The 26,670-nt window shown below is 40.6% G+C and carries 26 protein-coding genes and 4 tRNA genes; 11 read left to right on the top strand and 19 right to left on the bottom strand.

Annotated features, from left to right (window positions below):
• The first annotated feature begins 156 nt into the window (after positions 1 to 156).
• The 5 genes from NU887_RS16170 to NU887_RS16150 all read left to right on the top strand — a co-directional run bounded on the left by NU887_RS16170 (position 157) and on the right by NU887_RS16150 (position 1,459).
• A tRNA-Lys gene (locus tag NU887_RS16170) sits at positions 157 to 229 on the top strand.
• Between the two features lie 41 nt (positions 230 to 270).
• Positions 271 to 344 (top strand) — tRNA-Pro (locus tag NU887_RS16165).
• A 10-nt stretch (positions 345 to 354) separates the two neighbouring features.
• Positions 355 to 428: transfer RNA gene (locus NU887_RS16160), tRNA-Arg, on the top strand.
• Positions 429 to 530: 102 nt separating this feature from the next.
• Positions 531 to 603, top strand: a tRNA-Lys gene (locus NU887_RS16155).
• Between the two features lie 202 nt (positions 604 to 805).
• On the top strand, positions 806 to 1,459 hold the full coding sequence (locus NU887_RS16150) for an MCP four helix bundle domain-containing protein (protein ID WP_258424421.1): 654 nt from the start codon (positions 806 to 808) through the stop codon (positions 1,457 to 1,459).
• Positions 1,460 to 1,498: 39 nt separating this feature from the next.
• On the opposite strand, the gene NU887_RS16145 is transcribed toward NU887_RS16150, so the two are convergent.
• From NU887_RS16145 to NU887_RS16125, 5 genes are all read right to left on the bottom strand, one after another.
• Positions 1,499 to 2,398, bottom strand: a complete 900-nt coding sequence (locus tag NU887_RS16145; protein ID WP_258424420.1) for a sugar phosphate isomerase/epimerase family protein — start codon at positions 2,396 to 2,398, stop codon at positions 1,499 to 1,501.
• A 61-nt stretch (positions 2,399 to 2,459) separates the two neighbouring features.
• Complete coding sequence (locus NU887_RS16140) at positions 2,460 to 3,020, bottom strand: gluconate 2-dehydrogenase subunit 3 family protein (protein WP_258424419.1); 561 nt, start codon at positions 3,018 to 3,020, stop codon at positions 2,460 to 2,462.
• 18 nt (positions 3,021 to 3,038) lie between these two features.
• Positions 3,039 to 4,718, bottom strand: coding sequence for a GMC oxidoreductase (locus NU887_RS16135; RefSeq protein WP_258424418.1), 1,680 nt, complete (start codon positions 4,716 to 4,718; stop codon positions 3,039 to 3,041).
• A 23-nt stretch (positions 4,719 to 4,741) separates the two neighbouring features.
• Positions 4,742 to 5,614, bottom strand: a complete 873-nt coding sequence (locus NU887_RS16130) for a hydroxypyruvate isomerase family protein (protein WP_258424417.1) — start codon at positions 5,612 to 5,614, stop codon at positions 4,742 to 4,744.
• Entirely contained in the window at positions 5,611 to 6,861 is a 1,251-nt protein-coding gene (locus NU887_RS16125; RefSeq protein ID WP_258424416.1) for a nucleoside permease, read from the bottom strand. Before NU887_RS16125 ends, NU887_RS16130 begins: the two co-directional genes overlap by 4 nt.
• Positions 6,862 to 7,133: 272 nt before the next feature.
• Between NU887_RS16125 and NU887_RS16120 the strand changes: the two genes are divergently transcribed.
• The 4 genes from NU887_RS16120 (at position 7,134) to NU887_RS16105 (ending at position 10,701) form a co-directional block, all read left to right on the top strand.
• Complete coding sequence (locus NU887_RS16120) at positions 7,134 to 8,300, top strand: Gfo/Idh/MocA family protein (protein WP_258424415.1); 1,167 nt, start codon at positions 7,134 to 7,136, stop codon at positions 8,298 to 8,300.
• A 152-nt stretch (positions 8,301 to 8,452) separates the two neighbouring features.
• Positions 8,453 to 9,505: a sugar phosphate isomerase/epimerase family protein gene (locus NU887_RS16115; RefSeq protein ID WP_258424414.1), complete on the top strand. Its 1,053-nt coding sequence runs from the start codon at positions 8,453 to 8,455 to the stop codon at positions 9,503 to 9,505.
• A 21-nt stretch (positions 9,506 to 9,526) separates the two neighbouring features.
• Entirely contained in the window at positions 9,527 to 9,952 is a 426-nt protein-coding gene (locus NU887_RS16110) for a c-type cytochrome (RefSeq protein WP_258424413.1), read from the top strand.
• Between the two features lie 2 nt (positions 9,953 to 9,954).
• A complete protein-coding gene (locus NU887_RS16105; protein WP_258424412.1) occupies positions 9,955 to 10,701 on the top strand; it encodes a 3-keto-disaccharide hydrolase in 747 nt (248 codons plus the stop codon).
• A 75-nt stretch (positions 10,702 to 10,776) separates the two neighbouring features.
• Here NU887_RS16105 and NU887_RS16100 read toward each other — a convergent pair whose 3' ends face one another.
• The 10 genes from NU887_RS16100 to NU887_RS16055 all read right to left on the bottom strand — a co-directional run bounded on the left by NU887_RS16100 (position 10,777) and on the right by NU887_RS16055 (position 19,810).
• A complete protein-coding gene (locus NU887_RS16100) occupies positions 10,777 to 11,433 on the bottom strand; it encodes a porin family protein (protein ID WP_258424411.1) in 657 nt (218 codons plus the stop codon).
• Positions 11,434 to 11,479: 46 nt separating this feature from the next.
• Positions 11,480 to 11,842, bottom strand: coding sequence for a hypothetical protein (locus tag NU887_RS16095; protein ID WP_258424410.1), 363 nt, complete (start codon positions 11,840 to 11,842; stop codon positions 11,480 to 11,482).
• A 187-nt stretch (positions 11,843 to 12,029) separates the two neighbouring features.
• Positions 12,030 to 13,355 (bottom strand): MFS transporter, encoded by a 1,326-nt coding sequence (locus NU887_RS16090; protein WP_258424409.1) that lies wholly within the window; start codon positions 13,353 to 13,355, stop codon positions 12,030 to 12,032.
• A gap of 129 nt (positions 13,356 to 13,484) precedes the next feature.
• Positions 13,485 to 14,612 (bottom strand): acyltransferase, encoded by a 1,128-nt coding sequence (locus tag NU887_RS16085; protein WP_258424408.1) that lies wholly within the window; start codon positions 14,610 to 14,612, stop codon positions 13,485 to 13,487.
• 268 nt (positions 14,613 to 14,880) lie between these two features.
• A complete protein-coding gene (locus tag NU887_RS16080) occupies positions 14,881 to 15,555 on the bottom strand; it encodes an inorganic diphosphatase (protein ID WP_258424407.1) in 675 nt (224 codons plus the stop codon).
• 115 nt (positions 15,556 to 15,670) lie between these two features.
• The gene (locus NU887_RS16075) at positions 15,671 to 16,882 is read right to left on the bottom strand and encodes a dioxygenase family protein (RefSeq protein ID WP_258424406.1); all 1,212 of its coding nucleotides are present in this window, start codon (positions 16,880 to 16,882) and stop codon (positions 15,671 to 15,673) included.
• 68 nt (positions 16,883 to 16,950) lie between these two features.
• Positions 16,951 to 17,787, bottom strand: a complete 837-nt coding sequence (locus NU887_RS16070) for a LytTR family DNA-binding domain-containing protein (RefSeq protein WP_258424405.1) — start codon at positions 17,785 to 17,787, stop codon at positions 16,951 to 16,953.
• A gap of 140 nt (positions 17,788 to 17,927) precedes the next feature.
• Positions 17,928 to 18,353 (bottom strand): SRPBCC domain-containing protein, encoded by a 426-nt coding sequence (locus NU887_RS16065; protein WP_258424404.1) that lies wholly within the window; start codon positions 18,351 to 18,353, stop codon positions 17,928 to 17,930.
• Positions 18,354 to 18,481: 128 nt separating this feature from the next.
• The gene (locus tag NU887_RS16060; protein ID WP_258424403.1) at positions 18,482 to 19,003 is read right to left on the bottom strand and encodes a GNAT family N-acetyltransferase; all 522 of its coding nucleotides are present in this window, start codon (positions 19,001 to 19,003) and stop codon (positions 18,482 to 18,484) included.
• 69 nt (positions 19,004 to 19,072) lie between these two features.
• Positions 19,073 to 19,810 carry a hypothetical protein gene (locus tag NU887_RS16055; RefSeq protein ID WP_258424402.1) on the bottom strand — a complete coding sequence of 246 codons (738 nt, stop codon included), beginning with the start codon at positions 19,808 to 19,810 and terminating at the stop codon, positions 19,073 to 19,075.
• A 218-nt stretch (positions 19,811 to 20,028) separates the two neighbouring features.
• Here NU887_RS16055 and NU887_RS16050 point away from each other — a divergent pair, with 218 nt between their 5' ends.
• Together NU887_RS16050 and NU887_RS16045 are read left to right on the top strand one after the other, a co-directional pair.
• Positions 20,029 to 20,628: a gluconate 2-dehydrogenase subunit 3 family protein gene (locus NU887_RS16050; protein WP_258424401.1), complete on the top strand. Its 600-nt coding sequence runs from the start codon at positions 20,029 to 20,031 to the stop codon at positions 20,626 to 20,628.
• Positions 20,629 to 20,639: 11 nt separating this feature from the next.
• On the top strand, positions 20,640 to 22,334 hold the full coding sequence (locus tag NU887_RS16045; protein WP_258424400.1) for a GMC oxidoreductase: 1,695 nt from the start codon (positions 20,640 to 20,642) through the stop codon (positions 22,332 to 22,334).
• Positions 22,335 to 22,774: 440 nt separating this feature from the next.
• On the opposite strand, the gene NU887_RS16040 is transcribed toward NU887_RS16045, so the two are convergent.
• From NU887_RS16040 to NU887_RS16025, 4 genes are all read right to left on the bottom strand, one after another.
• Complete coding sequence (locus NU887_RS16040) at positions 22,775 to 23,113, bottom strand: hypothetical protein (RefSeq protein WP_258424399.1); 339 nt, start codon at positions 23,111 to 23,113, stop codon at positions 22,775 to 22,777.
• Between the two features lie 207 nt (positions 23,114 to 23,320).
• Complete coding sequence (locus tag NU887_RS16035; RefSeq protein WP_258424398.1) at positions 23,321 to 24,184, bottom strand: phytanoyl-CoA dioxygenase family protein; 864 nt, start codon at positions 24,182 to 24,184, stop codon at positions 23,321 to 23,323.
• A 187-nt stretch (positions 24,185 to 24,371) separates the two neighbouring features.
• Entirely contained in the window at positions 24,372 to 25,604 is a 1,233-nt protein-coding gene (locus NU887_RS16030; protein ID WP_258424423.1) for a M48 family metallopeptidase, read from the bottom strand.
• 4 nt (positions 25,605 to 25,608) lie between these two features.
• On the bottom strand, positions 25,609 to 26,607 hold the full coding sequence (locus NU887_RS16025; protein ID WP_258424397.1) for a PorP/SprF family type IX secretion system membrane protein: 999 nt from the start codon (positions 26,605 to 26,607) through the stop codon (positions 25,609 to 25,611).
• Positions 26,608 to 26,670: the final 63 nt, after the last annotated feature.

The raw sequence follows: 26,670 nt of genomic DNA, 5'->3' as shown, positions 1-26,670 counted from the left end.
TATAAATTTTGTAAGAAAGATTCGGTTTAGGTTTGGCATTTTAAATTCAGAGGCTTAAATTTGCACTCCAATTACGGGAATGATTTAAAAAAAAACAAATCAATTCGTAACTGATTATCTCGCCTGATAACTATCAGAAAGATAAAAAAAGCAAATGATTCCGTAGCTCAGCTGGTAGAGCAATACACTTTTAATGTATGGGTCCTGGGTTCGAATCCCAGCGGGATCACTGAGAAATCAAAGGGTTTTTCAAAACAGATTGAATAAGTTCGGGGTGTAGCGTAGCCCGGTATCGCGCCACATTTGGGATGTGGAGGTCGTAGGTTCGAATCCTGCCACCCCGACAATATTGCCGGTCCTGTAGCTCAATTGGATAGAGCAACTGCCTTCTAAGCAGTAGGTTTCAGGTTCGATTCCTGACAGGATCACATAAAGACTTGAAGAGCATCTCTCCAAAGGGATGCTCGACTTATTATTGACTGTCTCTGTTCGTCTCAGCTTAAGTCAATGGCGATTATAAAAAAAGAAATGATTCCGTAGCTCAGCTGGTAGAGCAATACACTTTTAATGTATGGGTCCTGGGTTCGAATCCCAGCGGGATCACAAAACCTCCTTAAAAGGGAGGTTTTTTGTTTTTTTAACCTCAACCCATTTTTCAATAGATTTAAAAAGCTAAATAATGTCAGGATTTTTAGGTTATTTGGATCTAAAAAATTTAATTCGGTTTAAATTTCTGTAACCATATCTACCTTCTTGAGTAAACTCTTTTAGTGAGGTTTGAACCTACTCCTAACAAGCGCAAATTATGTCCAGAACTACTATCCAAAAAACAAAATTGAAAGTTGCCATTATCCTGACAGTTTTGATTGTTATGATTTTTGGAAAAAATATACTTGAAAGAAGAAATTTTAATGAGCTTGGAAATTCTTTCGTATCGTTTTATGAAGACAGGTTGGTAGTTGAAAGCTATATTTTTTCAATTTCCGAAAAGCTGTTTAGAATCAAGCTATTGGTGAACCATTGTCAGTTCGAAAGTGATTACAGCCACGTAGTGGATGAAATCAGTACTTTTGAATCCGATATCTTGAACCTTGTCAAGGAGTTTGAAGACACCAAATTGACCATTGCCGAGGCTGGCTTCTTGACGGATTTCAAAAAGATTATTCAGGAAAATCTTAGGATTGCTGATTATCAATCCCTTTATTCTGAGGAATCTGGAATAAATGCAGATAAAGTCAAAGAATACAATTCTTATATTGAAAAGGCGATTTTGGATTTGGAGAAGCTCTCTTTGATCCAAATTGAGGAGGGGAAAAAATTGGCGACTAATTCAGAAAAAGTGGTCAATAGATCCAAAATTTGGGCACAGTTTGAAGTGGCCGCGTTGGTGATTCTGATTGTGATTATTTATTTATTGATATATACTTCAAGGTCGATCAAATCTGATTTTGTAGAATAAAAAATGGAAGGCCTGCAGTTTTTGCAGGCCTTCATTATTTTAAAAAACAAGTGATTTCATAAATGCCGCATTTTTTTCAGCAGCTTCCATAGGGGTAGTCCCTTCAAATCTCTCTTGCTCTACAATAAAATATTTCATACCGTTGTCCATTCCTGCTCTTAGGATGGTGGGGAAATCCATAATTCCGGTACCAATAATAGTAGAACCGTTTGGTTCCGAAAACTCCAAATCACCGGATTTGTCCTTCACGTGGCCAAGTGTAAACCTGTTTGGGTATTTTTTGATATATTCAACTGGATCTTTGCCTGCAGTATAAACCCAATAGGTATCCATCTCAAATTCTACTAATTCCGGATCTGTATTTTCAAGTAGATAGTCATGGGGGATTTGGCCATCCAAGTCTACAAATGTATATCCATGATTATGGTAGGCAAATTTGATCCCGTATTGTTTGCAAATTTCTCCCTGCTTGTTAAAATCATCATTGATTCTCTTGAAGTCATCCATGGATTTTTGAGGTCCTACCCAAGGGTTGATCAGGTATTTCATCCCGATTGCAGCAGCCTCCTCTGCTTGCTTTTCAAGATTTTCATAGGTATTGGCATGGGAAGCGATAAAAGAAAGCCCGAGATCATCAGTCAGACTCTTGAATTCAGTATTTTTCATTCCCCAAAATATCCCTTTTCCCCCATCAAATCCTTCGATCTGTGTATACCCATAGCCGGCTACAGCCTTAATCGTTGCAACAGGGTCCTCTGCCATATTTTCTTTTACTGAATAAAGTTGGAGTCCGAAATTGTCCAATATCCCTGTAGAAGCACTCAAAACTGCTTCTGAAAGGGTGTCACTTTCTTTTTTTGGTGAACAAAATTGTAGGGGAAGGAAAGCACCTGCTCCCATAGCTGCACTTAACTTGATAAATTTTCTTCTGTTTTTCATGCTGGGGTTTGTTAAATTGACAAGAGACTGCAAAGGTACAGTCTCTTGATTTGGATATAAATTAAATGGCATAAGCTTTTTCTCCTGGCTTATATTCAATGCAGGGGTCATATTTACCGGGAACTTCGTAATACCTCAATTGCTGTGTTGCACCAATCTCAGAGGTGAAATATCCGAGCACTGTCAAATCCTGAAGCATTTTAACTACACCTGCATTTTTGTCTTCAGTATCGGCTGTTGCCTTGGCTTTCAATTCATTTAGATAGGCTGTACGTTCTTCCAAAGTAGCATCCATAAAATCTCTTCCTTTGCTTGATTTGAAGTCCTTTTTGATAAAATTCAGTCCATCAACAAAGGCTGTCTGCTGTTCGGTATTATAGGTGTCTTTTACCATCATTACCATAAATCCACCAATGCCAACTGCTTTGGCTCCCGGAGTATCTGTGGTAGGGATGATGGCCTCTCCGATTTCATCTAAGAATGCGATATCTTTTGGAGAAAACTCCAAGCCTACAATTTGGTCGTCAGGAGCGCATCCTGTGAGGATGACATTGGCTCCGACCATTGTTCCCCCCATCATTAAAACGACACTTTTCAAAGCATCTCTTCTATTCATTGCCATGATTGAGTTCTTTTAAAATTATAAATTTCCTTTTTTAAGTTCGCTGAAGGCAAAATCCGCTGCCCTTGCTGTCAAAGCCATGTAAGTCAATGAAGGGTTTTGGGCTGCTGCAGAGGTCATACAGGCTCCATCGGTGACAAATACATTCTTTGCATCCCATACTTGGTTGTTCCCGTTCAGTACAGAGGTTTTTGGATCTCGTCCCATCCTTGCAGTTCCCATTTCGTGGATTCCTTGTCCAAAAGTGTAACCTGCGTCAAATGTATTGACATTTTTCAAACCTGCTGCTTCAAGCATTTCAGCAGCGTCGTTCATCATGTCAATCCTCATTTTTTTCTCGTTTTCTTTTATTTCAGCATCCATCTCCAGAATTGAAATACCCCATTTGTCTACCTTGTCTTTGCTCAGTTTGATGGTATTTTCATGGTAAGGAAGTATTTCTCCAAAAGCGGTGATTCCCATACTCCATGGTCCTGGTTCGCTCAAGGCCTCCTTCATAGGTGCACCAAAATTCATCTCAGCGACATTTCTACTCCAACCTGAACGGGAAGCACCGCCCTGATAGCCAAAACCTCTCAAATAATCTCTCTTGTCTCCATCAATATTCCTGAACCTAGGGATATAAACCCCGTTTGGTCTTCTACCAAAGTAATACTTGTCCTCATATCCTTCCGCAACCCCATTTGCACCTAATCTGAAATGGTGGTCCATCACATTATGGCCCAATTCACCCGAGCTGCTTCCCAATCCTTCCGGCCAAATATCGGTCGCAGACCTCATCAGGATAGAGGTAGAATTGAAGGCAGATGCGCAAAGGAAAATAATTTTGGCATTGAATTCATAAGTCTGATTGGTTTCGCCATCGATGATTTCTACCCCAGTAGCTTTTTTGCTGTCCTTGTCATATATCAATTTGGTGACAATCGACCAAGGTCTCAAAGTTAAGTTCCCAGTTTTCACAGCAGCAGGCATAGTGGAAGCTTGGGTACTGAAATATCCTCCAAACGGGCAACCTAGTGAACACTTATTTCTAAACTGACATTGGGACCTTCCTTCCAAAGGCTGGGTAAGGTTGGCAACTCTGCCGATTGTCACTAATCTTTTTCCGTCAAATGCTTTTTTCACTCTTTCTGCTACATCTTTTTCTACACAGTTGAGTGGCATGGGTGGCTGAAAATCGCCGTCAGGAAGCTGGGAAAGGCCGTCTTTATTTCCGGAAATACCGGCGAATTTTTCAACATGGCTGTACCAAGGTGCCAGATCTTTGTACCTGATGGGCCAATCCACGGCAATACCTTCTTTGAGGTTGGCTTCAAAATCTAAATCACCCAATCTGTAGCTCTGTCTTCCCCAAAGCAAGGATCTTCCTCCGACCTGATATCCCCTGAACCAGGTGAATGGTTTGGTTTCGATATAAGGTGATTCAGATTCGTGTGCCCACCAATCTAGGTTGAGTTCATTGAGCACATAATCTCTTTTGAGATTTGGATGTGCCTCGATCATTTCTGTAGTCCTTCTGCCTCTGTGAGGAACTTCCCAAGGGGCAAGGGTGGCTGATTTGTAATCGGTTTTGTGTACTACATTTGGTCCTCTTTCGAGCATGAGGACCTTAAGTCCTTTTTCTGTCAACTCTTTCGCGGCCCAGCCTCCGCTGATTCCGGAGCCGACTACGATAGCGTCATAGGTATTGTCTGCCATAATTAGTTATTGGTTGAATTTATTTATAGATCACATATTCTGACGGCCTCGGCAAGTGAAGCCATTTTGTCTGCCTTTTTTGGAACAAATTCTTGGCAGAAATATCCTTTGTACCCTGTATCCAAGATAGCTTTTACAATCGGTGGATAATAGATTTCTTGGGTCTCATCTATTTCATTCCTTCCGGGATTTCCGGCTGTATGGTAATGTCCAAAATATTGGTGGTCTCTTTTGATCGTGCGGATGATATCCCCCTCCATGATCTGCATGTGATAGATGTCGTAAAGGAGTTTGAGATTTGATGACCCAACTCTCTTACACAATTCTATGCCCCAAGCGCTTTTGTCACACATGTAATCCGCATGGTCCACCTTGCTGTTAAGCAGCTCCATTATGATCATGACATTGTGTTTTTCTGCAGTTGCCATGATTTTTTTGAGACCTTCAGCAGAATTCTTCAGCCCCGTCTCGTCGTCCATTCCGTTTCTGTTGCCGCTGAAGGCGATCAGATTTTTGTATCCTGCTTTTGCCACCAAAGGAATAATTTCCTCATAACCTTTGATCAACTGTTCATGGTTTTTAGGATCATTCCAACCTTTAACGATCCCCATGTCAGCGCCATTGCACATCGAGCATACCACACCGTGTTTTTGAAGGATATGCCAGTTGTTTGGACCGATCAAATCAATGGCATTGAATCCGATTTTTTTGATTTCAATACAAAGTTCCTCTATGGTCATCGGATTAAAAGGCCAATGACAGACGGCGTGGTTAACATTTCCTTTAAGCTGATAATCCATATCCTTTGCATTGGTATTGATTAATGGCAATCCGGTGGCCGCTGCCGTCCCCATCAATATTTTTTTTAGGCTGTTTCTTCTGCTGGTTTGGGTCATGATTCAAAAGGTTTTATTTCGGGTTTTTTGTTCATTGTTTCATTTTTAAAGAAAATCAGGAAAATCAGTACCACTAATATAGCAATACCTGATGGAATCATCCAGATGGACTTCCAATCATGTGTACCATCGGCATTCAAATATAAATCAGTGACTTGTCCGGCGACAGCAAATCCTATCAGCATTCCAAAGCCATAGGTAGCCAAGGTAATAAGTCCTTGAGCAGATGATTGAAATTTCTCCCCTGCCTTGGAATCGGTGTAGATTTGGCCGGAAACAAAAAAGAAATCGTAGCAGATACCATGAAGCGCAATGCCGATGATTAACAAATAAAGTCCGCCTCCAGCATCTCCAATCGAAAACAGCGCATACCGTACTACCCAAGCCAGCATTCCTACCAACATGGTCATTTTAAAGCCGAACTTTTTGAAGAAAAAAGGAAGAAAAAGCAGGAAGAACGCTTCTGAAACCTGTCCGATTGTCATTTTGCCGGTAGGGTCAGAAACGCCGATTTCAGCCAGGAATGGGTTGGCATTTTGATAATAAAAGGCCAAAGGAATACAGATCAGGATTGAAGATAAAAAGAAGATCGCGTAGTTTTTGTCCTTCAATAACTTTAGAGCGTCAAGTCCTATCAGATCGCCTATTTTAACTTTTTCATTTTTATTGGCTCTTGGTGGTGTCTTTGGGAGTGTAAAGGAAAACAATCCCAGAATCAATGAAGAAATCGAAGCCATCAGAAAAGTGTTTTTCAAGAAACCATTGGACATATTTCCCACTTCATCCCACATAAAAACATAGCTGATCGAAAGACCCGCAGCGATCCAACCAATTGTCCCCCAAACTCTGATGGGAGAAAATTCCTTTTCAGGGTCTTTCATTTGCCTAAAAGAAACTGAATTGACCAAGGCTAAGGTCGGCATATATAAAACCATGTATCCAAATATGAAAGGATAAAACAAATCGAAACTCTTGGCCTGATAGCATAGGTAAAGTAGAACTGCTCCGATCAGGTGGAGGAAGCCAAGAATTTTTTCTGCATTGAAATACCGGTCAGCTATCAGTCCGATGATAAATGGTGCAATGATAGCACCAAATGACTGGGTAGAAAATGCGGCACCGATCTGTGTATAGCTTGCGCCTAAGTTTGCAACCAAAAAGGTACCCATGGTCACATACCAGGAACCCCAAACGAAGAATTCCAAGAACATCATGAAAGAAAGTTGGGCTCTGGTTCCGGAATGCATATGTAGTGGTTGATTGGTTAAAATCAGATGAAATGAAGCAGTAAAGTATCAATTTTATGTTTAAAATTCAGGGATTTTGCCTTAATTTTAGTTTTTCCAAAATACAGAATTAAATAAGGCAATAAGCGGTTCGAAACTTTACCACTCATAACATCTTACTGCAACTGGTCATTTATTTCATTTCGTGTTTAAGTCAAACCAAATCATAATTTATCTTACAAGAAATTTAATACAATATCATAAACCCTGAAAACCTAAAATCCAGAATAAATATGGCAGCACAGAAAAAACTCAAAATGGGAATGGTCGGCGGCGGTCCAGGTGCATTTATCGGTGCGATCCACCGGAGTGCGGCGCTGATGGACGGTTTGATAGAAATCACCGCAGGATCTTTTAGCAGCAACCCTGAAAAATCCCGACAGGCAGGTGAAGAACTCATGCTTGACCCATCGAGAGTTTATTCCTCTTATGATGAAATGATCCAAAAGGAACTCGCCTTACCGGAATCTGAGCGAATAGACATCATCAGCATCGTCACTCCCAACAATGTTCACTTTGATCCGACCAAAAAAGCGTTGGAAGCAGGATTTCATGTTGTGCTGGACAAGCCGATGACATTAACCTATGACCAAGCCAAAGAATTATATAAAATTATCAAAAAGAGTGACAAGCTTTTTTGTCTGACCCATACTTACACAGGATATCCGATGATCAAGCAGATGAAGCAGATGATCGCTGAGGGTGTCATAGGTGAAGTCAGGAAAGTCTATGTGGAATATCCGCAGGGATGGCTTCACAAACTCTTGGAATATGAAAACAAACAGGCTGAATGGAGAACAGACCCTACAAGAAATGGGAAAGCCGGTTGCTTTGGCGATATTGGTACCCATGCATTCAACCTTGCTGAATATGTCTCTGGAATCAAAGTTGCTAAAATCTGTGCAGACCTTGACATCAAAGTAGCTGGTCGTCCGATAGATGATGATGGAGCGGTTTTGATGCGATTTGAAAATAATGCTTCAGGAATCCTGACAGCATCCCAAATAGACGCGGGATGTGAAAATAACCTCAAAATCCGAATTTACGGAGAAAAAGGAGGCCTCGAATGGATGCAGGAAGATAACAATACCCTGAGGCTCCGATGGTCCGACAGACCGGATGAAATATACCGTGCAGGAAATGGTTACCTTGGCTCAATGGCCAATGAAAACACGAGGACACCTGCAGGCCATCCTGAAGGTTATATTGAAGCTTTTGCCAATATTTACAGAAACTTCGCCAGGACTATATATGCTTTGAGAAAAGGGGAGGAGCCCAAAGCCGAATGGCTTGATTTCCCCGGTGCAGAAGATGGAATCCGTGGCATGGCTTTTATCGAAAATGTCTTGGCAAGTTCGGCTTCCGATCAGAAATGGACACCTTTCAACGTGGAGTTTTAGGCGTGAAGCGAGAATAATGTATCACGTACTAAGTACCAAATTCGCTTGTAGCATTTGTCATCTTCCTCTAAACTTTGAAACTTTATAACCTTCTAACATTTCAATTTTCCAATTTTGAAATTTTCCAATCTTAAAATCAAAAAAATAAACCTATGAAAACCATAAAAGGACCTGCAGTATTTTTGGCACAGTTTGCCGATGACAAAGCACCGTTCAACAGCCTAAAAAGTATTTGTGAGTGGATGTCGACAGCCGGATACAAAGGTGTGCAGATTCCATCTTGGGATGGAAGATTGATTGACCTCCAAAAAGCAGCCGAAAGCAAAACTTACGCCGATGAAATCAAAGGCATCGTTAATGCCACAGGCATGCAAATCACCGAACTTTCCACCCACCTTCAAGGTCAGTTGGTGGCAACCCATCCTGCTTATAACGAGCTTTTCGATGGCTTTGCTCCGGCAAACCTAGCAGGCAACCTAAAAGCAAAATCCGAATGGGCTACCCAACAGCTGAAATTCGCAGCCAAAGCCTCCGCCAATCTTGGATTAAATGCACACGCCACTTTCTCAGGAGCACTTATGTGGCAGACAGTATATCCTTGGCCACAGCGCCCTGCTGGTTTGGTGGATACAGGATTTACCGAATTGGCAAAAAGATGGACTCCAATTTTGGATACTTTTGATGAGTATGGTGTAGATGTATGTTATGAACTGCACCCGGGTGAAGACCTTCACGATGGGATTACTTTCGAAATGTTTTTGGAGAAAGTAAACAACCACAAGCGCGCAAATATTCTTTATGACCCAAGCCACTTTGTATTGCAGTGCCTCGACTATTTACAATTCATTGATTTCTATCACGAAAGGATCAAGATGTTCCATGTCAAAGACGCAGAATTTAATCCAACTGGCAAGCAGGGCGTCTATGGAGGATACCAAGGATGGGTGCAGCGTGCCGGAAGATTCCGCTCCTTGGGAGATGGTCAAGTAGATTTTAGTGGTATCTTTAGCAAACTTTCGCAGTACGACTACTCCGGCTGGGCAGTACTCGAATGGGAATGTGCCATCAAACATCCAGAGCAGGGAGCACTTGAAGGAGCTCCATTTATTGCAGACCACATCATCAGGGTTACTGAAAAAGCTTTTGATGATTTTGCTTCGGCAGGAGCTGACGAGGCGTTTAACAAAAAAATCCTAGGAATTTAAATTACCATTAACCTATATTTTATGAAACTGATTAAATCATTGACTCTTGGCTTGATAGCCGTATCTGCTTTAACCTACTCCTGTGGTGGAGGTTCTACTTCCGAAACCTCTACAGAGACTGCGGTCACTACTCCTCCGCCTGCTGCGGCTCCAGTTAGTCTGGAGGATAAATACAAAGACAACCCACTCTTTATCGCAGGTCAAGCAAAGACCAAAGAAGCAGGCTGTACAGCTTGCCACATGGTGGAAAGAAAAATCGTAGGACCATCTTACGCGGATGTAGCCGCCAAATATGAAAGTACTCCTGAAAACATCGCCTTACTTACCAAGCACGTGATCGAAGGACACGTAGGAACTTGGGGTGAAATCATGATGCCTTCTCATCCGCAACTTGCTCCCGCAGATGTGGAAGAAATGGTGAAGTATGTTCTCCTTTTGAAAAAATAATAATGAAAAAACAAGCATTTATATTCCTGGTTTCTGCTTCCATGGCATTTGCCTGCGGAGGAAACCAAGAAACATCGGAGGAAATTGAAGTGGTAGAGGCAGCTGAAACAGTTGCTCCTGAATCTGAATGGATAAGCCTATTTGATGGAACTTCATTTAACGGTTGGTCCAAATATGGAGGAGGTGAAGTCGGCAAAGCCTGGAAAGTTCAGGATGGTGCCATTTACCTTGATGCCACCAACAAAGCCGGCTGGCAAACAGGAGATGGTGGTGACATCGTGACCAATGAGGAGTTTGATAATTATCACTTACAGGTGGAATGGAAAATAGCTCCAAACGGAAACAGCGGTATTATTTTCTTTGTGCACGAAGCGCCGGAATACACATACCCTTGGAACACCGGTATGGAAATGCAGGTTCTTGACAATGATGGACATCCTGATGCCAAGATTGTCAGCCACCGTGCAGGTGATTTGTATGACCTGATCGTCAGCAGCGAAGAGACGGTGAAGCCTGTCGGAGAATGGAATCTTGCTGAGATCATCGCCAAAGACGGTAACCTTGAACTTCACCTTAACGGTGTCTTGATCGTTTCTACCACTCTTTGGACTCCTGAATGGGAAGCGTTGATTGCCAAAAGCAAATTCAAGGACATGCCTGGATTCGGTACTTTCAAGAAAGGTAAGATCGCACTTCAAGACCATGGTGATGAAGTTTGGTTTAAAAACATCAGAATCAAGAAGCTGTAGATTTCTACAAAATTCATTGAAAAAAAAGAAACCCGAGCCAAGGCTCGGGTTTTATTGTTTATTTGGGAAAGCAATTTATTTTCTCGGAAGCCTAAAAACCAGGCCTCCATCAAACCCAAATTGGTACATAGTTGAATAAGTTGAAATCCCTGCTCCTGCACCTCCTGTACCAAAAAATAATCCACCCCCTACTGATTGAACAGCTGAGAATAATGATGCCTGAATCCTGATCGCTATATTGTCAGCAACCCAAAAGTTTGATCCACCCCGGATATTCCATGCAAATTTTGTCCCGTTGTTGGTATTTCCATTGTCTGGATTTCTCACGTTAAAAATCCCCATACCCAAGCCCCCTCCAACAAAAGGTTCTACGGTTTCATTGATCGGAATATAATTGGTGAAATTCAACATGATCCAATTAATTCCCAAATCAAAATTTGCCCTATTCAGCCCACCCCCTCCGATACTTGGATCCCGGAAAGTCGTCGGTGCATTAGTATCTTGTCTCTTGTATTGGAGTTCGATAGCACGGTTGCCGGGAATGGCATACTCCAATCCAACACCCCACCTAAAGCCATCTTCAATCCGGCCTTCAACATAAGAATTGGCAGAATAGAAGTTGTCAAAACTGTCCGGGAAAACATATCCAGCATAAGTATTTACACGCAGTCCCTGTGAAAAACTAATTCCACTTACAAATACAAATACTATAAGAATTATTGATTTTTTCATTTTAATAGGGTTTATATTGTTGTTTTTTTTGATTAAATTAATCAATTTACTCCTTCTTTTTTCCTGTGAAAGTTCCCTCTGCCATCGTTCCTAATTTTACTTTTCCCTTCATTTCATTTCCGGTTACTGTACCGTCATATTCGATAATTTCGCCACTAATGCTGAATTCAAGGTGAATGATATTGACTTTGAGTGTTCCTTTTACCTCTGAATCTCCCAACTGACCGGAATAAGTTCCTTTGAGATTGGTGGCGTCCACGTGGTCAAGTACAAATGTCGGCGAACCGCTGCCCATATTTGTCTCAACATTCATTATCCACGTTCCTTTTACATTTGGGGCGGTTTGTGCCTGCAGAAAATCAGTTTTTACTAGAAACAATAAGATGAGAATAAAGGCTAATTTTTTCATTTCAATTGAATTAAGTGAAAGTCTAATTTAAGAAAATTCTGATATTATTTATTTCACTTTTTATGCTCTATGGGAAAGTTTTTGATTACTGCTTTTTGATTTAAATTTGATGTTTGGCATACCTACAATGGCAATATCCCATTAGTAGTGTTTTGAGGAATTAACCGAAGAGATGGGATTGAAGGATTTAGGCAAAAGCAGCCTTTTGCTGCTTTTCTAATTTACTGACTACCATCAATAGAATCAGGCCGATGGAAAACCAAATGGCCAAAGCAATGATCGAATTGCGCATGCTGCCGGTGAGGTTGTCCATTAATCCCCACATTACGAGTCCGCACATCATGGCCAACTTTTCGCAAACATCAAAGAAGCTGAAGTAACCTGCGTTGTTTTCTGTTTTAGGAATAAACTTCGCATATGTCGACCGGGACAAGGATTGAATTCCTCCCATCACCATCCCAATAAAGAAACCTGCGATGTAAAAGTGGAAGGCGGTTTGAATAAAATAGCTGCCGATGCAAACGAAAATCCAAATAGTCACTGCAATAGTCAGTGCCTGAAGGTTTCCCATCTTTTTGGAAATCCATGCAAACAGGAACGCACCGATAATACCTACATATTCCAATAAAAGGATTGTAATGATCAACTCAGTCATTCCCATCCCTACTTCTTTTTCACCAAAAGAAGCAGCCATAAACATTACTGTCTGAACTCCCATGATGTAAAAGAAAAAGCTCATCAGGTACATCTTTAATTTTGGTTCGTTCTTTAACCTCCCCCAAATCTTGGCCAATTCCCGGTATCCGTTGAGGAGAAATTGCCTCTCTGTCGTGGTTTTGGAATAGATTCCCTTGGGAAGCTTTCGAAAAGTAACCTGCGCAAATCCAAACCACCATATGCCTGTGAGGAGAAATGAAATTCTGGGAAGTAGCGAACCATCTTCTATGCCAAGGGCTTCCTGATTGAGGATGGCAGCAAGATTGAGGAGTAGTAGGGTCGTAGAACCGATATAGCCAAATGCGTAACCCCGCGCACTGACTTTGTCCTGTTGGTCTTCGGTGGCGATAGCGGGAAGATATGAATTATAAAAAACAATGCTGCCCGAATAGCCGATCGTCGCCAGCATCATAAAGGCCAATCCGAAGTGGACCATTTCGGGTCCATCAAAAAAGAAAAGAGATGAACATCCGATCGCTCCCTGGTAGCAAAAAAACTGCATAAACTTTTTTTGATTGCTGTAATAATCCGATATCGAAGACAGGAGGGGAGAAACTAGGGCAATGATTCCAAAAGCAAGTCCCAGGTTGATGGAGTAAGCCGCTGTATTTTCGATCTCAAATCTAAAAACCGTGATTTTGCTGCCGGCGTCGGTGGTAGTAATCGAATTGTAATATGCCGGGAAAATCGCCGAAGCGATCACGAGCGAATAGACTGAATTGGACCAATCATACATGGCCCAAGCACGAATCGTTTTTCGGTCATTCTTTGCGATGACCTGACTGTCTTCTTTCATCTGATTTGGTTATTGGGCTAGTGGTATCCAATGAAGATAAAAAGAATTTTGTCCAAAAAACAGAAGGATAAATCATAACAATCATATCAAACCCATTACCTGATTTTTTACGATCAGGAATTAGATTTTTTAGGCAAGTTTCAGTTTCAAAGAAAACAGGTAATTGAAATAAGGGATTTTCTTCATGATATAAATGATGAGCAAACAAAGAAACAGAACTGCCCCTGTAAAAACCATTCCCCCTATAAATGTGCTGAAAAAGCTAAATTCCATGAAAAATGGTTTGATCAATGCGCCGACGATTCTATGTAGAAGATAGATGCCCAAGGTATTTTTACTGACATGTCGGATTATTTTACCTGAAAGGCCACGGTTATTGTATTGCATCGAAAGGATAAAAATGGATACGACCATGACTAATGCAAAGACAGAATCAAACGCTTCGAAGCCAATGTCCCAGGTTTCCCCTTGTCTGAATGATATAGGGACACCATAGGAAAATAGCAAGACCATAGACACCGGGATTGCTATAAAGGACAGTATCCGGTTTCTGTTGGTAAGGATGGAGTCTTTCATAGAGAAAACAATTCCACCCAGCATGAAATAGCCGATAGAAAAACCATAGATTCCGCTGAAAGCATTGAACCCTCCAAAGTAATTGAGGAAAAAATAAGTGTTCAAAAATTTTCCCGAAACGGTGCTTGCCACATTCAGCAGAAGCCCAATGAAGGTGTTGCCAAATGACAAAATCATCAAACAGGCAAAAAAGAAAAAAAAGTAACTCTTCTTTGTTTTGAAGGCCAGAAATAACAAAGGGAAAAATATGTAGATCACCACAAGTGCTTCCAAAAACCAAAGGTGGTTTACCCATCCGGTTTTCAAAGTATAGATATCCTTTATGATTCCAGATACAGAAATACTTTCACCATTTATCAACGAAAGTGAAATCATAGTAATGAACCCCCAAATAATAACTAGGATGACAGTTTTTAAAATCTTGGACACATGGGCTTTAAGACTTAATCCTGGTTTGTTGAATAGCAAAGCGCCATTGATAAAAAAGAAAATCGGCACGCAGGTGCTGAAAATGGAGAAAATAAAGAAATTGGAATAAGCCCCTGTTTTTCCTGTCCCAATAAAGTCAACTTCCATAATTGGGAAATGGTAAATCAGGACAAAATAAATGGCAATTGCCTTCATCAAATCCAATCCGTCATAGGTTTGGTGTTTTTTTACAACAGGAGGGTTTTGTTGCATTACAAAAATTTAATTAGGTGGTTTTTTTCTGAGAAAGGGAAACTTTTCATTAAGGATAATTCAACAATAAGCAAAAAACGCCGCTTAGATCGGTTTGTTGAAAAGTGACTTTCTGAAATCAAAACTAAACCATTATAATGCCACTTCCAAAGTTTGAATTTGGAAATAGGCGTCATGTTTAAGCCATGTTAGTTGAAAAAATGACTTGTTTAGAAGGGTTTTTAAATTTTGGATTATTCTATTCTGATTGCATCAAGTTCGCCTTTTCCTACCGTTGGTTTTGATATGCCTCAATGGCTTCCTGAAGGACTTGGAATGCCTCTTCTTTTTCACCTATTGATTTGATTTCTACTTGACCTTTTCCTTTGTAATTTTCAAACCATAAAGTCAATATTTCAATTATCCCCGGATAATCAGCCTCTAGGTTTTCCATAGAGCGAATATTTTCAAGGTATCCTTTTGCAGGCAAAGCGATCAATTTGTCATCCAATTCGCCATTATCAAGCATTCTGATAATCCCAATGATACGACATTTAACGAGGCTTCCCCGGGATAGGGGCGGTCCCAAAATCAGGATGTCAAGTGGATCTCCATCTCCTCCGACTGCAGCATCCTGCAGTGACTGGGGGACCATCCCATAGTTTCCTGGATACCCTAAGTAGTCCACTACCCGTCTGATTCCATCTATTTCGGGCAACTCAAGGTAACCGTTCTCCTTATTGACTTCCCACTTTTCCAAAGTTCCTGTCGGGATTTCGACCACCACATTGATTAGGGAATCTCCAACCATCGCAGGATAACCTTGAAGAAAATGAACTGAATCCTTGATTGAATATTCCTCCTTTTGATGCGATGGTTGAATAATTGGAACAGACCTTATTCCCCTTTCTTGGCAGGAGAATGATGCAAATAGTACAATGAAGCCAACAATACTCTTATTCATAATTCCTTCCAATAATATTGAAGGTGTAAAAGTAGTTTTTAAATAAATTAGTCATGATTAATTAATCGTTAAGACAATTGTTGGTGATCAATTTGATCTTGATTCATTGTGATTTTCAATTATGAGGCATTCCATCCAAATCAAAAAAATCTCCCCGGGTTCTATCCAAGGAATTTGATATCAAATCAAAATTTTCTGAGGTCGCTTTCAGGTCAATGTACTTATCGACAATCCTCCGGTTTTTATAAATTATGAATGTGTTCTCTGTTTCAGGATTGATCTTGTTTAGGTTAGCCTCTGTTTTGGAATCACTGAAGGAGGGAACGAAAGTCAAAGCAGTCCTTTGAAGATTCAGTTCTCTGCCAATGGTTTCAAGTTCCTTTTCCCTTTTGGATTTGCTATATGCGTTTTCATTTCCATACACAAAATAAGCTTTTAAGTATTTTTGTCTCAAACTACTCTGAAGTTCCAAAAACCCAAGCCATTTTTTGATGTCATCCCAATCAGGATTATTTCCCACGAGAAAAACGATCCCGTGATACCTTCCATACTTGCAAACTGGACAAGCCTGGCTTCCCTTATCCGGCCCAAAGGCATGGAATGGGATAAATGAAGGTTGGTCGTCTCCAATATTCAATCCTGATTGTTTTTCAGATACCTGCTTCTTCGGATAATTAGGAATGTTCAATCCCAAGATGATGTCATGTTCTGCTATCTGCAGATTGTCTTTCAAAAGAACCCTTACAATTCCACTTCCACCCCTGTTTTCGGGTGGATATTTTTTCATATAGGGAATCAAAAGCGGATCATCATCAAAAACGACATCATCGGTATAGTACTCATTTTCGATATCAGTCTCCTTGATTGAAAGATGAATATGTGCAGGCAAATCCTCATTGGGATAAGGGGCAGGTCGGATCGTGTAGATGCTGTATTTTCCGTTTTCATCGGATTTTACCCAACCTCTAAGCCTTCCATGACTTTTTGCTTTTGGATCAGTTTTGGTGTCCGCAGCATAATATCCTTCGGTGTCGGTATGCCAGTAATAGATAATGATATTTGGAGCAGGAGTCTTTCCACCAGGTTCGAAAACAGTTCCTGTCAATAGAAGCTTTTGTCCTTTTTCTTCGTACCAACCGGCACTGGTGTCTGTTGCGTTTATTTCTTTTGGAATGCCGATATACATCAATTCGCAGCCGTCACAACCTCCTCCGACCGGACCTTTTCTTTGAGATGGATTGGAAATGTTTTCAGCACTTTCTGTTTGGCCTTTGCAGCCAAAAGCAAAAAACACGAGTATCAACCAGGTTAGGGTTCCCTTTTTCATTTGATTTTTTCTGTAAAATCAGTCATTAAAAACCTGGATTGCAAATCAAAATCGACAACAGGATGGAATTATAGCTTATCCTGAGTAAGGATTTCAAGTCTGCTTTTGAAATCCTTTGCAAAATTCCTACTGAGTCTAAGCAACGTTCCGTCATCCATCGTCACATCATAATCCCCGTTCTGTCGGGATTTATAGGATTGGACATGAATCAGGTTTGCAATTTCAGATTTGTGAATCCTGACAAAAAATCTGCGGTCCAGTTTTTCAGAAAGGGATTTGAGTGTGATGTTGCAAAGGTGTTTTTTGTCTTTGTAATAGACATTGACATAGGGGGGATTGGCAGAAAAATAGCGCACATCTTTAGTAGGAATTTGGAGTTGTTTGTTTCCTTCCCTGACTTTTAGACTGGTCAAAAAATCATTTGCTTCTTTACTTATTGAGTTATTTTGACTTTGGAAATCCCTGATCCTATCCCTAAAAAAGGCATACAGACCGATCGGAATGGTGTATAAAAGAAAAATTTTAAAGAAATGTTGGGTCAAGCCAAATTCAAAAGTCTGCCCAAACTCAAAGGTATGAGGATAAAACACAAACGAAATAATCCATACAAATCCCGGAAAAGCAAAAAGGTGAATGATGATCGGAATGAGAACAATAAGTGCAAATCTTACTTTGGTTTTGTGGGTTTCCAGGAAACTCAGCTGTCCATACCAAAGCGGTAAGAAAATCCACCAATACGAACTGAACAACAAAGATTCCGAAATGTAAAAACCAGAGTTTTGGAATTTGGATTCCAGAAAATCAATAAGTACAGTAAGGAAAATACAGGTGAACAAAAACCCAAACAAGACAAATAGTTTCCTTTGGGAAAATCCAAATCGCTTATTTGTGAGGGTTTGGTCCATTCTATTTTCAAAAGATTATGAAGGAAATGATTGATTCTAATTCAATATCAAAAAATATCCAGTATCAAAAAATATCTGGTTAGACTTAAATTCAAATGATCCTAAATATAGTTTCGACAAGCTATTTTAACAATGGGATTTCAACTTCCCTCTTCCACATACCTTTTGAAATTATCAAGAATAGACTGACAAAAAGCCTCTTGAACATCGAGCGGAGTATGGTTTTCAGGTTCAAATGACTCTGTGACTTTGACGCCTTGCGGAGTCTCTTCGAAGTCCAATTTTGTTTTGCGGCCGTCAGCACCTACATGGCTGATTTCGTTGAAGGGGATGATGTTGTCATAAATACATTCGTAATCAAAACCATCACTCTTGTCTAGGGCTTCCATCTTCAGGTACAATTTCCCGCCAACCCGAAAGTCATTTTTGGCAATCGGTGTATGCCATTCATTGGAGATAATGTTCCAGTTCTTAATATGCACAGGATCGATCCAAAGCTCCCAAACTTTTTCGATCGGGGCATTGATGACAACTTCTCCTTTTAATACGCTTTTGAAATCTTCCATGGTTATTGAAAGGTTGACTTTTTGTTTCCGAAAATGTGAGTTATTGATTTCCTGAATATTCTCAATAAAAATTCAGCTAACCAATTTTAATATTTCTCGGCACAGAAAAAAACTCAACAGGTATAGATTCAAATCATGCTTTCATATTCCCCTCTTGTAATCGAATACCAAACACCTTCCATTCCTTCAAAATCCAATTCCTTTCTGTAAGTCATTCCTATTTTTTCCAGAACTTTGATGGAAGCCGTATTTCCAGACAATGCCCTTCCGACGATTTCATCGAGACCTTTTTGTCTGAAGCCGAAATGTAGGTTGGCCAAGGCGGTCTCAGTCGCATAGCCTTTGTTCCAATGGGATCGAAAAAATCTGTAGCCCAAATCATAATAATCCTGTTCCGGTGTATACTTAAGTCCGCACCAACCCAAAAAATCACCGGTCTTCTTTTCAATTACTGCAAGCCGTCCTACACCATATTTTTGGTATTGATCATATTCAGCAAGAAATCTTTTTGCTTCTTCGAAGGACTTGAATGGGTTGTCACCTGTGTATCTCATGACTTCAGGATCTAGATTGAGAGTATAAAAATCTTCCGCATCTGCGACTGTCAGATTTCGCAAGTAAGTCCTATCAGTTTCTAGTTCAATCCTCATTTTTTTGGGACATGGGTTTGACAAAAGTAAATGGTAATTTTATTGAACTAACACTGTTTTACTTTATTTTCATTCAACATAGTACCAAGGGATATTTAATAATCCTTTTTTTAAATCAATTTTTACTGTTTGCCCAATTTCTATATTCTCCCAATGAGATGAACTGACTGAAATTTCTTCTGGATCATAATGATGTCCCCAAGGTGTAACTTTAATATAGTAAGTGGTATGCCGTCTTCCTTTCGAAATTGTTTTATCAATCACTTTTGCTTCGAAAACCTGAGGTTCTGAGTTGTCGAAAACGCAATTCAATCCATATGCTGCAGAATAACTGTATAAAAAAATATTAAATATGAGGGAAGTATATATCCAGGCTCTGCTTTTTGTTGTCTTTTCAATTATTTTATGAGTAGCAAACAACAAGATTAGCATAATTATAAATGTGATTGTCCCGGGTATTATCAGGCTATACAAACTTTCAAATGTAAAGTCAATCAAAACGCGAATAAGAATGATTAATGCAGCGAAGTCTATGAAATCAGCGACATCATATTTATCTGAGCCATCACTATTTTTAGAGATTTCAACCAAACTGGAAATGCTTGGCCTTCCTGTAAATCCATTAAGAATTAGACCAACTATAGGAATTATTAGTAAAATTGAAAATAGGATTTCATAAGGTTTTGGGTAGACTAAAAACCAAATTCCAATCCCTAGGGTGAATTTTTCTAACCAATCGAGTTTATGGAATGTCAACTTTGATAAAGTCACTTTACTTCTAATTTCTTTTTTTTCTATTTTCTTCATATTTAGTTTCAATGGGAATTTATGTGACTTGCCTTTAGTTTCCTGCGATTTTTTTAAAATAAATTTTTCGTCAAATTTAATTTTTTTAATCACTTTATAAACTAACCCTTCCTCCTTTATTTTAGTAATGTTTCATTTCCTTTCCCCCATCCTCCACCGATCCCTTTCATTTTCCATTGGTAGATTTTGGAGTTTTTGGACTGTTATTTTAAAAGTCAATGCCCTATATTACAGCAGTATTGCATCCCGAAATAACATTTATGGACAGAAGAAAATCGCTTAAAATACTTGGAGGTACCGCTGTGGGTATCGCAGGGTTGGTTCTTGTGGACTGGAAATGGCAGCTCGTTGACCAATTGACACACAAAGGTTTTTTCTCTTTCAAGGAAGAGGAATTGATCACAGCCATTGCCGATACGATAATTCCTGCAGGTTTACCACCCAAAGTCCCTACCCCGGATGCCCAGCCCATAGGTGCCCTGAGTACAGGTACGGACAAGTACCTGATTAGACTTTTTGAGCATTGCTATGAAAAGAACGATCAGGATTTGATCAAAGCGCAGTTGGCTTCACTTGCGGAAAAGTCAAAATCCGAAATCGGAAAATCCTTTGACAAAGCAACCCAAGAAGAACGTGAAGGACTTCTACTCTCTTTTGCCTCATCCGAAAATGAGGAAGAAAAGAAGTTTTTTGACCTCATGAAATCACAGACCATCATTGGATTCACCACAGTCAAAGAGGTGATGGTAGATTACCGGGGATACAAAGTGGCACCGGGCTATTTCCATGGATGCATCGATGTACCTTCCCAAGCTTAACCCAAGACGATATGTTACAGGATTCAAAAGATAAGCGCACCTATGATGCGATCGTGATTGGTTCAGGCGCCAGCGGAGGATGGGCAGCCAAAGAACTTACAGAAAAGGGATTGAAGACCCTAGTCCTTGAAAGGGGCAGGATGGTCCGTCACATAGAAGATTACCCCACCGCTTCCAAAGCACCTTGGGAGTTTGAGTTCCGTGGTGCCGTGCCTGTGGATAAGCGATCCGGAATCGGTGCCGCCAGGTGGGCGAGGGAAGAGACTATGCATTGGGCTTTGGCTGAGGATGAGCAACCAATCATAGAAGAAAAACCATTCCGGTGGTTTCGTGGATACCATGTCGGTGGCAAGTCATTGCTTTGGGCTAGGGCCACACAGCGTTGGTCTGATTACGATTTTGAAGGTCCTGCACGGGATGGCTATGCGGTAGATTGGCCGGTGAGATATAAAGACCTAGAGCCTTGGCTGGATTATGTAGAGACATTTGCAGGAATCGCCGGAGGAAGGGATGGATTGCCTGAGTTGCCGGATTCCATCGTGCAGCCGGGATTTGAGTTGAGTTGCATCGAGCAATATTATAAAGAACAACTCAAGCAGAATTATGGCGACCGGCACCTGATTCAGGGCAGGTGTGCGCACCTTACTGATCCTCAGCAAATACATAGAGAACAAGGAAGAAATAAATGCCAAAACCAAGGCATGTGTAACCGTGGCTGCGTGTACGGTGGCTATTTTTCAGCCAATGCGTCTACTTTGCCTTGGGCAGAAAAGACCGGAAATCTGACCATTCGTCCTGATTCGGTAGTGGAATCCATCATCTATGACGAAGCAAAAGGAAAAGCATCAGGCGTAAGAATCATTGACAGGGCAACAGGTGATGCCATGGAGTTTTATGCAAAAATCATCTTCGTCAATGCATCCACCATTGCGAGCAATGCGATATTACTCAATTCCAAATCATCCCGATTCCCCAATGGTATCGGCAATGACAACGGCCTGATGGGCAAGTTCCTTGCCTGTCATAATTACCGTGGAAAAGGAAGTGCGAGCTATGAGGGATTTGCTGACAAGGCCACTGACGGCAGGCATGCAGGACACGCTTATGTGCCGAGATTCAGGAATGTATTCCGTCAGGATACGGACTTTCTCCGTGGCTATTCTATCGGGATGGCAGGAGGAAGAGGTCTTGGTTCAGACACAAGTGGCATTGGTCACGATCTCCGTGACAACTTGCTCAACCAAAAATATGGTACCTGGCGCATGTCTGCTTGGATGCAGGGAGAGACTGTGCCGATCGAAACCAATCATATCCGCCTCAGTACTGAGGAAAAGGACAAATATGGAATTCCGAAGATTATCCTTTCTGTAGAATGGACTGATAATGACGATAAGATGACAGCGGATTTTCTGCAGCAGCAACAGGAGATGTTCGAAAAAGCGGGTTTTACAGATATCAAAGTCGAAGACAGCAAAGCACCTCCGGGATCGGATATCCATGAAATGGGCGGTGTCCGAATGGGAAAAGATCCAAAAACCTCACTGCTGAATGAATGGAATCAACTACATACCTGCAAAAATGTATTCGTCACGGACGGAGCGAGCTTTACGAGTACAAGTACCCAGAATCCTACCCTGATGTTTATGGCTTTCACTGCCCGTGCAGCAAACCATGCCGTGGAGGAATTTAATAAGGGGAATTTGTAAATAGGTAGGGTTAAAACTTTCATATTAAAGAAAAGCATAAAATTGGTAGAGAATTGTCCCCTTATTTTATTGATTTAAAAAGAAAAAAACCGTCAGTGATGAGGCTGACGGTTTTCGGGCTAAAAAGATTCGACAATCAGTATATGTCCTTTTTGTCTATCCTTCTATTGATTGAGCTAGCTGCACTAACTTAACAAAAAGTAAATAATAGCAAATACAATGATGGCTCTGATTCAGCTGCCACCTAATTTTTTGCTCAATATCCTGTGATCAAGGTTTCCAACAGGTTGTTCATGCTTTTTTAGGGGTTTTTGGATACCGATTTCTAACCTTTTTTATCAGATTGTATCAGTTGCGGAGGGAATATCGATATTTCTGAGGTTTTTTGTGGAAAACACCTCTCCTGATTTATCAGGAGAGGCGAATTGCAGATTAAAATTCTATTCTTCAGCAGGAACCTGATTTTTTGGTAGATTCCTCATCGTTCCGGTTTTTTCCCTGTGGTTTTCATTTTGAGCATTCACATTTGGATCCTCATGCCTTGGAAGCGACTTGTTTTCGTTTTGTTTTTCCAAATCTTTATTTTTTGAGGGATCAATCGTTTTGGAAGTAACTTTCAATTTACTTTCCTTTTCCTCATCAAGATCAAATTCCCGATCAGTTTTTCTTTCACCTCGGTCAGTAGGATTAAGGTCATTTCTACCTCTTTCTTGGTTTGTTCTCGGATTTGAATTTTTTCCATCCTGAGGATTGCGGTTTTCATTTTTCTGTTGGTTCATGAATTCATGGGTTTATGTTGATAAATAATTGATGATCAAATTTACATCACCCAAAAAATCAATGCATTACATGAATTATTAAAATAGATGCAAAATTCACGGCAATAGGAATCTCAATGAAAAATTCGGTAAGATAGGAGATTAAAAAAAAATGGTCTAGAAAGGAATCTTAGACCATTTATTTTTTTGGAAACAATTTATACCCATTCAATTCAGCAAGGGGAAAAACTGACCTTCCATTTTTCGTCCTTTTGCTATCACAGGCACACCTTTGAGTAATTCATCGTCTGTATTGGAGATAGTACCATCGGCAAAAACATTCAAAACAAAAGCCCTCCGGCTTCTTGGGGAGCGGTTTTCGTAGCTTCCATGCACCATCAGTGGATGGTGGAAAGTCCCATATCCGGCTTTGAGTTCGATGGCCACCGGTTTGAATGCAGCTTTTTGTTCTTCAGTCATAAACTCCATTAGCCCATCCATTTTGCCTGCAAGAGCTGGTTTTTCCAACAGACCCCATTTGTGGCTGCCGGGTATATAGTGGAGACAGCCGTTTTCGGTGGTCGCATCGTCGAGTCCACACCAACAGGTGAGGTGCTGCATCTTGATCGTTCGTGTCCAATAGGAATAATCTTGATGCCAAGCCACTACGCCTCCATGATGGGCAGGCTTACAGAATAATTGATCATGCCAAAACCGGACTTTTTGATTGTCAAGAAGCTGACTAGCTGCCATGACAAAAGCCGGATTCCAGATCACATCATGAAAAGCTTTAGAAATCCTCCAATGACCTAGGGAATGGAACAAGACAGTATTCGGATCGTCCGATTCATTGCTGTGGAATTCATGGAAAAGGTGGTGGAAAGGATGTTTTGGATCTGCGACTTCTTCAAGTTCCTTTTTGAGGATGTTGATCTGGTTTTCATCAAGGAGCTTGATGCCACTTAGGTATCCTTGCTCATGAAAAAAATCAACTTGTTCTTGGCTCAACCTGTACGGTTCCCACTCTTCCTGGGTTTTTGGATAGGGGAATAGTCCGGTGATAGGTTTGTGAATGAGAGATAAGTCTTGCATGTGATGGTTCTTTTGGGTATTAGCCTTGAAGTTAAGAGAAAGATGGGAAAATTGGAATATTCCAAAATTGAAAAATCAGAAAGTTGAAAGATTGGAATATTGTAATAATGAAAAGATAAGAGATGTTAATTCAAAAGGAATATTTGCACTCCTGAAAAAAGAAACATCCGTCATCTGACTTTACTACCTACTTCTCCAGTCTTTCAAGTCTTTCCAAAAGCGGGGGATGGCTGTAATTAAAAAATACATACCAAGGATGCGGGTTGATATTGCTAAGAGAATTTACAGAAAGGGTTTTCAGTGCTTCGGCCAAAGGCTTTCCATCATAGGTTTTCTTCGCAAATGCGTCGGCCTCGAATTCATTTTTGCGGCTTAGTAGGTTCATACCGATTCCAAGGATGGCGGATATGGGAGAAAATAGGATCGTAAATCCAATTATATTCAGGTGAATTGCCATTTCAGTTCCCCCCAGAGCAAGACTCATCTGTTCGCTATGGATAAACTGGGCCAAAATAAAAAGTAGGATGCCAACCTGTAGGACAGAAGTGACCATACTCCATAAAATGTGTTTCTTCTTATAATGGCCGATTTCATGAGCGAGGACTGCCACCAATTCATCAGGAGTATGTTGTTCGATCAGGGTATCAAAAAGGACTACCTTTTTTCTCTTTCCAAAGCCTGAAAAAAAAGCGTTGGCTTTGGCTGAGCGTTTGCTGCCATCCATAACAAGGATATTGTCCAGAGGGAAGTCTACTGACCTTGCATACCTGACAATACTGTTTTTAAGTTCACCTTCTTCCAAAGGGGTAAGTTTATTAAAAAGTGGAAGAAACCATGCGGTATAAAACATATTGACTACTACCATAAAAATTCCCGAGACGAGCCAGAATTGCCACCAAAAGTCCTTTCCCATCTGATGGATCAGCCATAAAAGTGTCCCAAGCAATAGTCCCCCAATTACGATAGAAATGATGTATCCCTTTATTTTGTCAGAGAAATAGGTCTTTTTGGTGGATTTGTTGAATCCGAATTTTTCTTCAATGACAAAAGTCTGGTAATAATCGAAAGGAATGGAAATAATGTCGGAACCGATAAACACTACTGCAAAATAAACCAGAGAAAGGAGGATCGGGTGGGTGATGTGTCCTTTTAGGAAAATATCCAGCCAACCAAAAACCCCGAAATAAATGAAGGCAATTGTTAGGATAAATACTGTGGTACTTGTCAAAAGGCCAAATCTAAAATTTGCCCATTGATAGGATTTGGATTCCAGAAGTTTTTGTTGACTGATGTATTGGTCTAGCGTTTTTGGGATCGCAGGTACCGGTCTTTTGATATTTAGGTAGCTGAGAGATTTTTCTGCAAAAAAACCCAAAATAAGAATCAACAAAAGAAGGTACTTGATATCCTCACTCTCCATCAGCCTAGAACTTTGGACAAGGAAGAAGGGTATCTCTTTTTCGTGTTCTTGCTTGGTTTTTGTCAGCCAAAAGGAACGAAATGCTGACTTCATGGGCACCTCCGGATTGGATCCCAAGTTGGGAAACTGTGTAATCAAAACTATAACCCATGCTCATCCCTGTGGGTAAATTAAACCCGATCATCATCACGATGGCATCACGGTTGTTTTGGTTTTCCACTGGTTTGTAAGGAAGTCCCCTATACCAGATTCCAAGATTTAGGGGTTCCATGTGGAGGTAAGCACCAATATCAAGTTGTTCAAAAGGACCTTGACGCTTATAATTCAAGGTAGGAAGCAGGTACCTTTGTTTTCTTTGGTGTGTAAAATCAGAACGGTAACTTCCTGAACCTAATGAAATTCTATACCCTGTATGGATGGAAAATTTAGCAGGCAATGGGCTAACTCCGTCAAGGAAAGACTGATTAGGTTCATTGACGTGATGGGCAGAAAGACCAAACCAGAATTTGTCAGTAAAGAAAAGTCCACCAAAAGAGAGGGATAAAAGATTTACAGGTTCACCGGACCCGGGAAGGTCTGTACTTGGTAGAGTAGGACCTAAGGGGTCAGCAGGATTGATCTGATTGGCAAAAATAAGGTTTTCAAAAAAACCGATATCCCTTCTGATGTAGGAAGCTTGTACTCCAGGACGGAAATAGGCATTTTCACCGACCCTGAGCTCATATGAATATAAACCCGAAACAGTTGTTGACCGTAATTTTGCGCCACCTTCAACATCATTCATAACCATAAATCCAATTCCACTGTTGTAATCATCCAGGTAGGTGTCATAGTAAGCAGAGAAAGTGGTAAACTGTGCCTGTAACCCTGGCCATTGATTTCTATAGTTTGCACCGATACGTGGCAACATTTCAGACCCTGTAAAGGCAGGATTGAGATAAAGAGGCGCAGCATAGTACTGACTAAATTGCGGGTCCTGCGCCTGCAAAGTCATAGTTCCCATAAAAATCGAGGAAACAAAAAAAAGACGGAGTATTAAAGACCTTTGCAAGTAGTAATTCGTTAT

Source organism: Aquiflexum gelatinilyticum, assembly GCF_024741135.1.
In the GTDB taxonomy this organism is placed as follows: Bacteria; Bacteroidota; Bacteroidia; order Cytophagales; family Cyclobacteriaceae; genus Cognataquiflexum; species Cognataquiflexum gelatinilyticum.
This window is presented reverse-complemented; position numbering and strand designations above follow the sequence as displayed.

What these genes read in the sequence shown, in the direction of transcription:
- NU887_RS16040 (WP_258424399.1), bottom strand. Translation starts at nt 23,113, where the DNA reads ATGAACCAACAGAAAAATGAAAACCGCAATCCTCAGGATGGAAAAAAT.
- NU887_RS16070 (WP_258424405.1), bottom strand. Translation starts at nt 17,787, where the DNA reads ATGGACCAAACCCTCACAAATAAGCGATTTGGATTTTCCCAAAGGAAA.
- NU887_RS16150 (WP_258424421.1), top strand. Translation starts at nt 806, where the DNA reads ATGTCCAGAACTACTATCCAAAAAACAAAATTGAAAGTTGCCATTATC.
- NU887_RS16025 (WP_258424397.1), bottom strand. Translation starts at nt 26,607, where the DNA reads ATGGGAACTATGACTTTGCAGGCGCAGGACCCGCAATTTAGTCAGTAC.
- NU887_RS16060 (WP_258424403.1), bottom strand. Translation starts at nt 19,003, where the DNA reads ATGAGGATTGAACTAGAAACTGATAGGACTTACTTGCGAAATCTGACA.
- NU887_RS16065 (WP_258424404.1), bottom strand. Translation starts at nt 18,353, where the DNA reads ATGGAAGATTTCAAAAGCGTATTAAAAGGAGAAGTTGTCATCAATGCC.
- NU887_RS16115 (WP_258424414.1), top strand. Translation starts at nt 8,453, where the DNA reads ATGAAAACCATAAAAGGACCTGCAGTATTTTTGGCACAGTTTGCCGAT.
- NU887_RS16130 (WP_258424417.1), bottom strand. Translation starts at nt 5,614, where the DNA reads ATGACCCAAACCAGCAGAAGAAACAGCCTAAAAAAAATATTGATGGGG.
- NU887_RS16105 (WP_258424412.1), top strand. Translation starts at nt 9,955, where the DNA reads ATGAAAAAACAAGCATTTATATTCCTGGTTTCTGCTTCCATGGCATTT.
- NU887_RS16140 (WP_258424419.1), bottom strand. Translation starts at nt 3,020, where the DNA reads ATGGCAATGAATAGAAGAGATGCTTTGAAAAGTGTCGTTTTAATGATG.
- NU887_RS16145 (WP_258424420.1), bottom strand. Translation starts at nt 2,398, where the DNA reads ATGAAAAACAGAAGAAAATTTATCAAGTTAAGTGCAGCTATGGGAGCA.
- NU887_RS16085 (WP_258424408.1), bottom strand. Translation starts at nt 14,612, where the DNA reads ATGCAACAAAACCCTCCTGTTGTAAAAAAACACCAAACCTATGACGGA.
- NU887_RS16035 (WP_258424398.1), bottom strand. Translation starts at nt 24,184, where the DNA reads ATGCAAGACTTATCTCTCATTCACAAACCTATCACCGGACTATTCCCC.
- NU887_RS16080 (WP_258424407.1), bottom strand. Translation starts at nt 15,555, where the DNA reads ATGAATAAGAGTATTGTTGGCTTCATTGTACTATTTGCATCATTCTCC.
- NU887_RS16135 (WP_258424418.1), bottom strand. Translation starts at nt 4,718, where the DNA reads ATGGCAGACAATACCTATGACGCTATCGTAGTCGGCTCCGGAATCAGC.
- NU887_RS16120 (WP_258424415.1), top strand. Translation starts at nt 7,134, where the DNA reads ATGGCAGCACAGAAAAAACTCAAAATGGGAATGGTCGGCGGCGGTCCA.
- NU887_RS16125 (WP_258424416.1), bottom strand. Translation starts at nt 6,861, where the DNA reads ATGCATTCCGGAACCAGAGCCCAACTTTCTTTCATGATGTTCTTGGAA.
- NU887_RS16045 (WP_258424400.1), top strand. Translation starts at nt 20,640, where the DNA reads ATGTTACAGGATTCAAAAGATAAGCGCACCTATGATGCGATCGTGATT.
- NU887_RS16095 (WP_258424410.1), bottom strand. Translation starts at nt 11,842, where the DNA reads ATGAAAAAATTAGCCTTTATTCTCATCTTATTGTTTCTAGTAAAAACT.
- NU887_RS16110 (WP_258424413.1), top strand. Translation starts at nt 9,527, where the DNA reads ATGAAACTGATTAAATCATTGACTCTTGGCTTGATAGCCGTATCTGCT.
- NU887_RS16090 (WP_258424409.1), bottom strand. Translation starts at nt 13,355, where the DNA reads ATGAAAGAAGACAGTCAGGTCATCGCAAAGAATGACCGAAAAACGATT.
- NU887_RS16030 (WP_258424423.1), bottom strand. Translation starts at nt 25,604, where the DNA reads ATGGAGAGTGAGGATATCAAGTACCTTCTTTTGTTGATTCTTATTTTG.
- NU887_RS16100 (WP_258424411.1), bottom strand. Translation starts at nt 11,433, where the DNA reads ATGAAAAAATCAATAATTCTTATAGTATTTGTATTTGTAAGTGGAATT.
- NU887_RS16055 (WP_258424402.1), bottom strand. Translation starts at nt 19,810, where the DNA reads ATGAAGAAAATAGAAAAAAAAGAAATTAGAAGTAAAGTGACTTTATCA.
- NU887_RS16075 (WP_258424406.1), bottom strand. Translation starts at nt 16,882, where the DNA reads ATGAAAAAGGGAACCCTAACCTGGTTGATACTCGTGTTTTTTGCTTTT.
- NU887_RS16050 (WP_258424401.1), top strand. Translation starts at nt 20,029, where the DNA reads ATGCCCTATATTACAGCAGTATTGCATCCCGAAATAACATTTATGGAC.